This is a genomic window from Chloroflexaceae bacterium (assembly GCA_025057155.1).
Lineage (GTDB): Bacteria > Chloroflexota > Chloroflexia > Chloroflexales > Chloroflexaceae > JACAEO01.
The window spans coordinates 109612-121144 of record JANWYD010000003.1 but is presented as its reverse complement, the minus strand read 5'-3'; the positions used below and the strand labels follow the sequence as shown (position 1 = coordinate 121144).

General features: G+C 67.1%; 11 protein-coding genes. 1 reads left to right on the top strand and 10 read right to left on the bottom strand.

The window, feature by feature from the left end; genetic code table 11:
• Window positions 1-129 precede the first annotated feature (129 nt).
• The 7 genes from dhaL to NZU74_03155 form a co-directional block, all read right to left on the bottom strand.
• A complete protein-coding gene (gene dhaL, locus NZU74_03185) occupies window positions 130-774 on the bottom strand; it encodes a dihydroxyacetone kinase subunit DhaL (protein ID MCS6880313.1) in 645 nt (214 codons plus the stop codon).
• 218 nt (window positions 775-992) lie between these two features.
• Window positions 993-1994 (bottom strand): dihydroxyacetone kinase subunit DhaK, encoded by a 1002-nt coding sequence (gene dhaK, locus NZU74_03180; protein ID MCS6880312.1) that lies wholly within the window; start codon window positions 1992-1994, stop codon window positions 993-995.
• A 176-nt stretch (window positions 1995-2170) separates the two neighbouring features.
• Window positions 2171-2512, bottom strand: coding sequence for a DUF86 domain-containing protein (locus tag NZU74_03175; protein ID MCS6880311.1), 342 nt, complete (start codon window positions 2510-2512; stop codon window positions 2171-2173).
• A complete protein-coding gene (locus NZU74_03170) occupies window positions 2502-2801 on the bottom strand; it encodes a nucleotidyltransferase family protein (protein ID MCS6880310.1) in 300 nt (99 codons plus the stop codon). Before NZU74_03170 ends, NZU74_03175 begins: the two co-directional genes overlap by 11 nt.
• Before the next feature lie 154 nt (window positions 2802-2955).
• Window positions 2956-3768 (bottom strand): ZIP family metal transporter, encoded by an 813-nt coding sequence (locus tag NZU74_03165; protein ID MCS6880309.1) that lies wholly within the window; start codon window positions 3766-3768, stop codon window positions 2956-2958.
• A gap of 657 nt (window positions 3769-4425) precedes the next feature.
• A complete protein-coding gene (locus NZU74_03160; protein ID MCS6880308.1) occupies window positions 4426-5496 on the bottom strand; it encodes an agmatine deiminase family protein in 1071 nt (356 codons plus the stop codon).
• On the bottom strand, window positions 5493-6380 hold the full coding sequence (locus NZU74_03155; protein MCS6880307.1) for a carbon-nitrogen hydrolase: 888 nt from the start codon (window positions 6378-6380) through the stop codon (window positions 5493-5495). The genes NZU74_03160 and NZU74_03155 overlap by 4 nt, the downstream gene beginning before the upstream one ends.
• Window positions 6381-6525: 145 nt before the next feature.
• On the opposite strand from NZU74_03155, the gene NZU74_03150 reads away from it, so the two are divergent.
• Window positions 6526-7929: a VWA domain-containing protein gene (locus tag NZU74_03150; protein ID MCS6880306.1), complete on the top strand. Its 1404-nt coding sequence runs from the start codon at window positions 6526-6528 to the stop codon at window positions 7927-7929.
• A 265-nt stretch (window positions 7930-8194) separates the two neighbouring features.
• Here NZU74_03150 and NZU74_03145 read toward each other — a convergent pair whose 3' ends face one another.
• The 3 genes from NZU74_03145 to NZU74_03135 all read right to left on the bottom strand — a co-directional run bounded on the left by NZU74_03145 (window position 8195) and on the right by NZU74_03135 (window position 11479).
• Window positions 8195-8632, bottom strand: coding sequence for a gamma-glutamylcyclotransferase (locus NZU74_03145; protein ID MCS6880305.1), 438 nt, complete (start codon window positions 8630-8632; stop codon window positions 8195-8197).
• Window positions 8622-9641 carry an endonuclease/exonuclease/phosphatase family protein gene (locus tag NZU74_03140; protein ID MCS6880304.1) on the bottom strand — a complete coding sequence of 340 codons (1020 nt, stop codon included), beginning with the start codon at window positions 9639-9641 and terminating at the stop codon, window positions 8622-8624. Before NZU74_03140 ends, NZU74_03145 begins: the two co-directional genes overlap by 11 nt.
• Before the next feature lie 326 nt (window positions 9642-9967).
• Window positions 9968-11479, bottom strand: a complete 1512-nt coding sequence (locus tag NZU74_03135; protein MCS6880303.1) for a restriction endonuclease-like protein — start codon at window positions 11477-11479, stop codon at window positions 9968-9970.
• Between the last annotated feature and the right edge of the window lie 54 nt (window positions 11480-11533).

Below are 11533 nucleotides of genomic sequence, written 5' to 3'. Positions count from 1 at the left end.
TGGCGGCAATGGCGCATCGCGCAGCTCATGTGGAGCTGTAGAGCTGTGGAGATGAAGACCAGACGGACACGTGCTCCACACCTCCACACCTCCACACCTCTACATCACAGTCACCGGAAGCGTCAATCATTACTCTGCGTTGCGCTCCTCGACCACATCCAGCATCGCGCGGGCCATCAGATAGGCCGAGGTCGCTCCGGGGTCCTGATGGCCGATGGAGCGTTCGCCCAGGTACGAGGCGCGACCCTTGGTGGCGAGCATCGGAATGGTGGCGCGCATGCCCTCCTCGCAAGCCGCCACGGCCTTTCGCAGTGCGATAAGCGGATCTTCATTCGCCTCTACGCCGGCCTTCAGAGTCTCCACAAAGGGAGCGATGGCGTCAAGCATTGTCTTCTCGCCGCGCGTCGCCTTCCCCCGCGTCTCGATGCCCCGCAGCGCCGCTTCCAGGACAACAACAAACTCGTAGGGGTCGAGTTGAAAGCGGTCAGCGGCAGCCGCTCCGGCGCGGATGAACGCCGTGCCGTACAGCGGCCCGCTCGCGCCGCCAACGGTCGAGACCAGGGTCGTGCCGACGGTCCGCAGGATCGAACCGATGTCACGGCCGGTCAGGGTGGGGAGCTTGCTCATCACTGCGCTGAAACCCCGGTCGAGGTTCACGCCGTGGTCGGCGTCGCCGATCGCCGCGTCCAACTCGGTGAGATAGTCACGCTGCTCCTTGATACGGGCGGCAACCACTTCAAGGAACTTGAGCACACAATCGGACTCGATCTGCATGGAAGCCACTCCTCTGTGGAACCATCAGCCGTCCATACGCTTCACGCACGCTCACGGCATGAAGAAAAGGGCGTTTCTGGGAGGGCGCATCCCTCCCAGACCCTCCCGCCGGGCGGGGTGCGCCTTCCCAGACCCTCCCCTCGGGCATCAACGCGACCCCCACCGCCCCGGACCCGCCCCGCCAAATCCAAAATCCAAAATCGAAAATCCAAAATCCCCTAGATGCCCCAGCGGAGCGCGGGGGTCAACACCGGCGCGTCCCACAACCTGGTCAACTCCTCATCGAGCTTGAGCAGGGTAAACGAACAGCCGGCCATTTCCAGCGAGGTGATGTAGTTACCCACCAGGCTGCGGCTGATGGTAATGCCCTCACCGGCGAGGATCTTGCTCAGTTCGTGGTACATGACGTACAGTTCAATCAGCGGCGTGCCGCCCATGCCGTTGACAAAGGCCAGGACCTGATCGCCGCGCTGGAAGGGCAGATCCTCCAGAATGGGCCGGGCCAGGAGTTCAGCGATGGCGGCGGCGGAAGCGAGTTGCTGGCGGGTGCGACCGGGTTCGCCGTGGATGCCAATGCCGATCTCCATCTGGTCATCGGGCAAATCGAAGGTGGGCCGGCCCACGTGGGGCACGGTGCAACTGGTGAGGGCCATGCCCATCGAGCGCCCCTGGGCGTTGACCTTCTCGGCGATGCGCTGGCAGGTCGCCAGATCAGCCCCGGCCCTGGCGGCCGCGCCGGCGATCTTCTCCACTAGCACCGTCACCCCCACCCCGCGCCGGCCGGCGGTGTAGAGACTATCGCGCACCGCCACGTCGTCGTTCGTCACCACCGAGGCCACGGGAATACCCTCGGCGGCAGCCAGTTCGGCGGCCAGTTCAAAGTTCATCACGTCGCCGGTATAGTTTTTCACAATAAAGAGGATGCCAGCATCGCCGTGGACGGCGCGGGCGGCGGCGAGCATCTGATCGGGCACCGGCGAGGTGAAGATTGCGCCAGGGCAGGCCGCGTCGAGCATGCCGTCGCCGACAAACCCGCCGTGCAGCGGTTCGTGGCCGGAGCCGCCGCCGGAGACGAGGGCCACCTTGCCCCGCACCGGGGCGTCGGCGCGCGCGATGTAGTCGGGGTCAACGTGCACCCGCAGCAAGTCCGGATGCGCCGCGGCCATGCCCGCCAGGGCTTCCCGAACGATGTTCTCGGGAGCGTTGATCAGCTTTTTCACTGTGGCTATCTCCCCTCGTGTAGGCGTAGAGTCGGGAATCAAGGTATAACGGACATCAGTTGAGTGTAACGTAACATCAAATAACGCTGGCGAACAGGCATCGCGGGCCGGCGACAATAGCACGTGTGTCGGACCCGACCCATCGCCGGCCGCCAGTTCAACCACGATTCGGAGGTTCAGCCATCATCGTCAACCCCCTCAATCAAGCGTCCGATCTGCTGTCGCAACAACGAGACCTCCTGCGTCGACGTCACCCAGACAATGCGCCAGTCTACAGCAAAATACTCGTGTATGGCGATATTAGCTACGATGTCCGGCCAGGGGATTTCGGAATGTGCTTCACAAAAAGCGCGGGGTAAACGAGCGGCTGCCTCTTCTATGACGATGAGTTTCTGCAGCACGGCGCTTTGCCGAAGTTCATCCTGCATAAAAGCAGCCTCATCTACACCGTGCAGGAAGCGGGCAATGGCGTCGGCAGCATCCACAATATCGGTCAGATAGAGACGCTCAGGCCGCATAGATTACCTGCTCTCCATGCAGCACGGCTTCGCGAATCGAGGGTTTGAGACCACTCCGGGGCACAAGGTCCACGGGTCTTCCCAACAGATCGGATAACTCACGCGCCATCCGGCTCAGAGTGAGAAACCCCACTGCAACCTCAGGCTCAAACTCGACCAGCATGTCCACATCGCTCTGCGGCCCAAAGTCTTCGCGCAGCGCCGAACCAAAGAGGGAAAGCCGCCTCACCCGATAACGACGACAAAACGCGACCAATTCAGCCTCAGGTATCATCAGAGCACTGCTCATTGCCTCTTTCTCATGAGTTGGAACCTATCTGGACATCTTCTGCGATCCCGGCAAGCCTCGTTCTCGCTGTAAGCATACACGAAGACGCTGTATGCGTCAGGAAGCATCGGTTGAAGGAGAGGGGAAACCAGGTTTCCCCGCACCCTGCCTCCACTCACCCCAGGGCTACATCGAGCACCATCATGACCGCGAAGCCAACGATGGTGGCGACGGTCACCATATCGGTGCGCCCGCCGCGCTGAGATTCGGGGATGAGTTCTTCGACGACGACATAGATCATCGCGCCAGCGGCGAAGGCCAGGGCGTAGGGCAGCAATGGGGCCATGATCTGCACCGCCCAGGCGCCCAGCACGGCGGCCGCCGGCTCGACCGCGGCCGAGAGCTGCCCCGCTTTAAAGCTGCGCGTCGCGGGAACCCCGGCGCGGCGCAGGGGCATGGCCACCGCCACCCCCTCTGGAAAGTTCTGCAAGCCGATGCCGATGGTGAGCGCCAGGGCCGCGCTAAGGAGGCCCTGGCTCCCGGTGGCGGCAGCGGCGCCGAAGGCCACCCCGACGGCCAGCCCTTCGGGAACGTTGTGCAGGGTGATCGCCAGCACCAGCAGGGTTGACTGCCGCCAGACGGTGGGCGGCCCCTCGGCGGCGGCGAGGGGCAGGCCGGGATGCAGGTGCGGCAGGAGCCGGTCGGCGACACGCAGAAAGGCTGTTCCGCTAAGGATGCCAACGGTGGCGGGCAACCAGGGCGGCGCGCCCTGCGCCTCCGCCAGTTCAATCGCCGGCTGCAACAGCGACCAGAAACTGGCCGCCAGCATCACTCCGGCGGCGAAGCCGAGCATGGCGTCGAGAAACGCCGCTGGCGGATCGCGCCGCAGGAAGACCGTCGCCGCGCCGAGGGCCGTGACGCCCCAGGTGAAGCACCCGCCGAGCAAGGCTTGCAGGATCGGGTCCAGGTTGATAAACCAGTCTACCATACCCGGGCCAGTGGGGCTACAGAAAGGGTGGCGCAGGGGTATGACGAAACTTTTTGCATGCGCCGCCCACCGGTCCGCGAGGCGCCTGATTGGTCTGTTAACAACGTTTCCTTGCCTTTCCACCCCCATCCCGACCCCTTTTCAGGTGCAGGGTTTTCCGGCGCATGCTCGCGTCGCATTCGCCATCCGGGGCATTCGGACGCCCAACTCCCCCCTCTCTCGCTCGCGGGAGAGGGGGGGCGGGGGGGTGAGGATCGTAAGCGCATTGGAATGCCGAAAACCCCTTCTCGCTCGAAAAACCCTGCACCTGAGAGCCCCCCGTTGGGGGAGGAGCCGGGCGCTCTCATCCAGCGGGGAAGGGTTGGTGAGGGGGTGGGGGGTTTAGCGAAAAACGTCGTTCACAGACTAATTATCCTCCGAGCGAGAGATGCCTGCAGAACGTTTCTTGGCGCCCGGTGCGCAGACAGGACTCGCGCGTCGTTCCCCTTCTCGTGGCGGGGTGCGCGGTAGAGACGCCGCCCGATGGTCAGGGACCCGCTGGAGCATCGCGCACAGGACCGGGCACACGAAGAGCGACTCACTCTCCAGGAAAACGGTTGAGAGGCGGATCAGGCACAGGCGACCGGCCGGTTGCCCCTGCCGCACCGCTGAACAGGGTTACGCCCTTTCGCCCACAGATGGCGGGCAACCCTGCCCCACCGCTGGCACCTGCTGGGTCAGACAGTGCCAGGCACCCAGACCCCAGACCACGACGGTGCTATCCAGACCCACGATCTCCCGGTCGGGAAAGCAGCGTTGCAGCACCTCGGCGGCCCGAGCGTCGCTGGCGCCGCCGAAGGTCGGCAGCAGCACCACCCGGTTGGCGATGTAGAAGTTGGCGTGCGAGGCCGGCAGTCGCTGGCCCTCGTACACCAGCGGCGGCGGCATAGGGATGGTCAGCACCGTCAGCGGGCGCCCCCGGAGGTCGGTCATGCGTTGCAGGCGGCGCAGGTTCTCCTGGAGCGGATGGTAGTTCTCGTCCAGCGGATCTTCCTCGACGGCGGCCAGCACCGTGCCGGGGGCGACGAAGCGCGCGATGTCGTCAATGTGCCCGTCGGTGTCGTCGCCGGCAATGCCCTCGCCAAGCCAGAGGATTTTCTCCACCCCCAGGTTCTCGCGCAGGCGCGTTTCGATCTCGTCCCGGCTGAGGTGCGGGTTGCGGTTGGGGTTGAGCAGGCACTGCTCGGTGGTCAACAGGAGACCGGTCCCGTCCACATCAATCGAGCCGCCTTCAAGAACCATGCCGCCGGGGAAGCAGATGGCGTCAAGGTAGGCGGCCATCTGCCGCGGGATCTCGTCGTCAAGATCGTAGGGCGGATACTTGTTGCCCCAGGCGTTAAAATCCCAGTCCACCGCGGCAAGCTTCGGGTCCTCTTCGCGCACCAGAAAGATCGCTCCGTGGTCGCGGCACCAGGCGTCGTTAGTCGGAAAGCGGTGAAAGCGGATGTCGCCCGTGGCGCCCGCCTCGGCGAGCAGCGCCCGCGCCGCGGCCTCCATCGCCGCGTCGTTCACGTTGATATGCACCGCCTCGGAGCGGCTGAGGGCGGCCACCGCCCGGGCATAGACCGGCAACACGTCCTGGAGCCGGCCCGGCCAGCTCTCCTCCTTATGCGGCCAGGAGAGCCAGGTCGCCTGGTGCGGGGCCCATTCGGGGGGCATGCGATAGCCAAGCTGCCGTGGTGTCTTCATTCGTCAATGAAACGCCGGGTTAGTTCCCCGTAGGCGTCAATACGGCGGTCTCGCAGGAAGGGCCAGTGGGTCCGCTGAACATCGAGCATGCCCAGGTCGAGCGGTTGCACGAGCACTGCCGGCTCGTCCGCGGGAGCGCGGACGAGCACTGTGCCGCGCGGATCACAGACGAAGCTCTGTCCCCAGAACTCGATCCCGCTGGCGGGGTCGCCCTCGTGGCCCACGCGGTTGACACTGACCACAAAGCATCCATTGGCGACGGCATGGGAGCGCTGGATCAACTCCCAGCTCTCGTGCTGGGCGGCCCCGTGCTCGGCCTTCTCGGCGGGATGCCAGCCAATCGCGGTGGGGTAGAAGAGGATATCGGCCCCGCGCAGGGCGGTCAGCCGGGCGCCCTCGGGGTACCACTGGTCCCAGCAGATCAACACTCCCAGACGCGCGAAGCGGGTCGGAAAGACCTTGAAGCCCAGGTCGCCGGGGGTGAAGTAGAACTTCTCATAGTAGAGCGGATCGTCGGGGATGTGCATCTTGCGGTACTTGCCGAGGTAGCTTCCATCGGCGTCGAGCACCGCGGCGGTGTTGTGGTAGAGGCCCTCGGCGCGCTTCTCGAAGAGGCTGGCGATGATTGCCACGCCCAGTTCGCGCGCCAGGGCGCCGAAGGTCGCGGTGCTGGGGCCGGGAACCGGCTCGGCCAGGGCGAAGGGGGCGTACTCCTCGCGCTGGCAGAAGTACAGCGAGCGAAACAACTCCGGCAGGCAGATCACCTGGGCGCCGCGGGCAGCAGCCTCGCGCACCCCGGCGATCGCCCGCGCCATGTTCTCCTCGGGATCGGCGGTGCAGCGCATCTGCACCAGACCGACGGTTACGACCGATCGCCTGGCCATACCTCTCCGCTTTCTACGACCGTCGCGGCCCTGGACGACGTGCCTGTATGATACCACAGACGCCGACGGGGCGAACGCATCGAGACGGCCCGCCCCCGCGCACCGACATTTGCGTATCGGAGCACAACCTGGTACGCTAAGTCGCATGGACGAACGCATCCTCGAGTTCATCGCCGCCCTGCGCGCGGCGGGCCTGCGGGTCAGCGTAGCGGAGAGCATTGACGCCCTGCGCGCGCTGGAGCATACCGGGGTGGCCGAGCAAGGGTTGCTGCGTAGAGCATTGCGCGCCACGCTGGTGAAGGAGCGTGCCGATCTGCCGGTCTTCGAGCGGCTGTTTCCGCTCTACTTCGGCGGCAACGGCGTCACCCTTGTCACGCCCGACGACGATGGCGCATTGAGCGCTGCGGAGCGCGAGCATCTGCGCCGGGCCGTTGTAGAGGCGGCTGCCGCGGCGCCCACGCCCGCCCTGGCATGGCTCTTCACTGCCATCATTGCCGGAGAGCCGTTGCGCCGGGAGCAACTGGATGCTCTGCTGGCAGGGGTGGACCAGCTCGAGGTGAGCGCTCCGCTCTTCGAGCCGTGGATGGCCCGGCGGGCGCTGCGTGAGGTGCAGTTCGAGCGCCTGGAGGGGCTGCTGCACGAGCTGCTGGAACGTTTGCGGGCCGCGGGGATGCGCGCGGAGGCGCTGGAAGCGATCGCCCGGACCGCGCGGCTCAACCAGGAGGCCCAGGCCGGCCAGATCGGGCGCGCCGTGGCCCTCAGCATGCAACGGCGGGCCGCCACCCGGCGAGATGCGCCTCTGCCGCGAGAGGAACTCCTCGACCGCCCCTTCCACCTGCTCGACAGCGAAGAGCGCGCCGCCCTGCGGCGCGAAGTCGCCCGGCTCGCGGCCCGTTTGCGCGCCCACGCCGCCCTGCAGCGTCGCCGCAACCGCCGGGGCGCCCTCGACCCCCGGGGCACGCTGCGAGCCAGCCTGCGCTACGCCAGCGTGCCGGTGGACCTGCGCCGCCGCCGGCGCCGGCTGACGCCGCGGCTGGTGATCCTCTGCGACCTCAGCGCCTCGATGCGCGAGGTCGCCAGTTTCATGCTCCACCTGGTCTACGCCCTGCACGACCACATACGCCGCGCGCGCGCCTTTGCCTACATCGCCGAACTCTACGACATCAGCGCCGACTTCCACGCCGCGCGACCGGCGGAGGCCGTTAGCGCGGTCCTGCGGCGCATTGACGCCGCCTATACCGCCACCGATTTCGGCGCGGCGCTGCAACAATTCATCCGCGACCATCTCCACACGCTCGATCGGCGCGCCACCGTCCTTATTCTCGGCGACGGGCGCAACAACCGCAGCGACCCCGGTCTGGCCCATCTTCGCCAGATCAAGGCCCGCGCGCGCCAGGTGATCTGGTTCACCCCCGAGTCGCCCCGCGACTGGGGCACGGGCGACAGCGACCTGCCGGCCTATCTCCCGCTCTGCGACAGTGTGCACGTAGTCCGCAACCTGCGGCAACTGGCCGAGGCGGTCGAGCGCCTCGTGCTGCGGATGGTGTGAGTGGTTTTTGAACTACGTTTTCCGACAACCACCCGCCCCCTCCCCAACCCTCCCCCGCTGGGGGAGGGCAGGATCGGATCGGTGCGCGGCGCCTTCCCAGTGCCCCAACCCTCCCCCGCTGGGGGAGGGCGCCTGGCGCCTCCCCCCAACGGAGGGAGGCTGGGAGGGGGGCGGACATGCAGGAATCTCTCCTGGCCACTTTCCGTGAAAATCCGAAGACTCCGGACCCCGCCGGCCCCCAAGCCCCCGCCGAGCCGAATTCTCGTTACAGGAGCCACTCGCCGCCGGGCACGCGGCGCATGCGCCCCTGGCGAATGAGCCGCAGGGGGCGCTCCGCTGCGACGTACACCCAGGCCCGCCGTAGGCCGTCCGCCGTCTCGACTTCCAGAGCTACTCGCTCGTACAGATTGGTCGCCCGCCCGGCAACGAACCCCTCCAGCCGGTCGAGGGCGGCCAGGGTCTCCGGATAGAAGGCGGGGTGAACCGCGATCAGGTCGCCGCGGACCGTATCGGTGGGGGCCGCCAGTTCGGGAACAGTGGTGAGAAACGGGAATGGCCCGGGGGTAAACAGGACCGCCCCGCGCAACACAGCCGGGGTTTCGGCGCTGGTGCGCCCGAACAGATACTGCCGGTAACTGATCCCGCCGGGCCGCAGGGTGCCGTAGACGAAGAATGGCAACTGCATCGCAATGCTACAACCCAAAACGCCCCACATTCAGGCAGTGATCGCTGCCGCGAAAGGTGCAGTCGGTCTCAAAGGCCAATGGTTGAACCAGGTCGTTCGTGAACACGTAATCAATGCGGATCAGCCCGAACGGCAGCGTGATGGCGCGCGGGCGCCAGGTAAAGCCGAAGCCGACCCCCGCGGCGCGATGCGCGTCGCGCAGGCCGTTGGAGAGGTCGAAGTACGCCTGTTCGCGCTCGGTCACGTTCATATCCCCGGCAACGATCAGCGGGTCGCCGGTGCGCGCCCGCAGGTCGTCAATGAAGGCGCGGATGGCGCTGATCTGCCGATCGCGGATGCCTGTATTGTAACAGAACACCAGGCGGCAGCCATCAACCCGGATCAGCGGCGGCACCGGATGGGCATTGACCACCGTCACCGGACGCCCATCAATGTCCAGCCGCGCCCAGACCAGCCGCAGGGCGAATTCGGTCGCCTGTGGACCTTCAAACACGCCTGATTCGAGCACCTGGTAGCGGCTGAGGATGGCCGTTCCCAATGAATCGCGTTCGGGGCGGACAACCTGGTAGGGAAAACGCGCCGCCAGCGCGGCATTCGCGCCCAGGGCCTGGGCGTTCACCTCCTGGAAGGCTACCACGTCGGGCTGGCGCGCGTCGAGCACTGCCAGCACCTCTTCAGCGGGTACACGGTTGAAGTAGAGGTTCCAGGCCAGCACCGTCACCTCGCGGGCGCCTGTCGGGGGCGGAGCGAAGTTCAGCGCCGGGGGGTAGACCAGGAGAAAGGTCACGCTGGCAGCCGCCAGGGCCATGCGTAACGTAACCATGTTCCGCAGCAGCGCCAGAGGTACAAGAAACAGGGCGGCGGCAAACAGGTAATGGGCGAACACCTGGGCCAGGGCCACCACACCTGTCCGCTGCGGGGCGATCAGCGTCACCAGGACAAACAGCACCAGCGCCAGGGGATAGAGGGCCAGCGTCACGTCACGGATCAGACGCCACAGGGTCAGGCGACGACGGGATGGGTGCATAGAGCGACTCCGCGGTAGCGGGGAGCAGGGGAGGGCGAAGCCATGCGTGCAAAACACGGATGCATCACAGCCGGATCGTCAAACCACACAGGTGCAGAGTTGTCAGTGATACTATAGCAGACCGCAGCGAACAGAGGATGACCGGCGCTTCATCCGAGCACATACCGGCTTTCGCCCGCCGTGGGCGAAGGACCGGCGCAGCCAATCCTTCGGCCCAACAGCGACGCACGGACGCAGGTACTGGCCTGCCTCAGAACCGCGCCGAAACAGTGGAGGATTCCACCGATTGGGTCTTGAGGTCAGCGAGAAAGTCATCAGCCGTCATATTAAAGAAACTCTGCGAGCCAGGCCGTGAGCGCCGTGGTCGCGCCCGGCAGGAGGGGCAGCGCGGCGACGCCGCTGGGGTAGCATTCTGGCGCGCCGGTCCCCGGGTAGAGCAGCGCCACGCCCAGGGCCGCGCGCGCGCCATCGGGCGCGCCAAGGCCGCCCAGATAGCTGTAGGCCTCGGCCAGGGCCTCGGCGGGCACGCCACCGGCGGCGTCGAGGCGATATTTCGCATCGAGCGCCAGCAGCCGCGGCGCCGCGCCGGGACGCCAGATCTCCAGCCCCAGGTCGGGAATACGGACGTGCCGGTCGAGGGAACCGATGCTCAGGGATGGCTTCCCCGGCAGGGGAGGGCGTCCGGTCTCGGCGAAGGGCCGGTAGCGGGGATGGTAGCGCAGGCGCAGTTCGCTCCCGTCGGGGCGCGCCAGCACCACCAGCGGTTCGTCTTCAGTCAGGCCAGGCCGCCCCTCGTCGTCCTCCGCCAGCAGCGCCTGGCTGACCAGGGTATGGCCGGGCCATTCCAGCAAGGTCAGGGCGACCCGCGCCACGCACCAGCGCTCGTACAGCCGGGGCAGATCGGCGACCGGAACGGCCAGGGGCGTCTCCTCCCAGCGCACCTCGCCTTGCTGGCGCATCAGCCGCCAGAAGCGATGGACGATACGATAGTCGGAGTCGCGCAGGAGACGGGGCGTAGGGCCGCGATAACCGTCCAGCGGCGGCACGCCGGCCAGGAACGGTTGGGCGCGCAGGGCGCGCAGGCGGGCGCGGACGGCGCCGGCCCGCTCCGCCAGGGCAACGGGGAGGTCCAGGGCGGCCGTCAGGGTCTCCAGACGGCGCGACAGATCATCGAGCAGTCCCCGCAGCAGACGCGCCTCGTAGCTGTCGTAGCCCGCTATCGAAGCGCTGATCAGCGCCGTGTCGCGGTCGTGAAGCACAGCGCGCAGACCCGCCGCCGAGCGGAGCTGGCCCAGCCGCACCTGGCGCAACGCGGGGCGCAGCCGGTCGGGGGGGCGGGCGGCCAGACGCTCGACCGCGGCGGCGAAGCGCTCGAACTCGGCGCCAGACAGACGGTGAAACTCCTCGACCGGATCGGGAGGCCAGGGGAAAGCCGCCGAGCGTGCGACAAGCGGCTCGGCCCCGCCGCTCAAGGCAGTTACCAGGGCGCGCCTGAGGCGCTGGAGATCGGCGCACAGGGCCTCGTAGCGCTCCTGGTCAAGTTTGCCCGGCCGCACCCGCAGGCGATAGCGCTGCTCCTCGACCCGCCCATCGGACCAGACGAGCCGCAGGCGGAGCGGATACGTCCCGGCGGCCTGAGGAGCCGCCCAGCGCCAGCGCCAGGCGACTTCTCCGGGGCGCAGAAACGGCTCCAGCGGCGCGGCCCCCGCCCACAGCGCCAGGGTCGCGCCGGGCGGCGGCGTGGCGCTGAACTCGACCGCCTGGCCCTCGGAGAGTTCCGTCGTCCCGACGCACGGTGCGCCGTTGATAAGCAGATCCACGGGCAAGTTGACTTCCACTGACGGCTCCCCAAAGTGGGAGGGCGAAGCCATCCCTGCCGGCAGAGGCATACC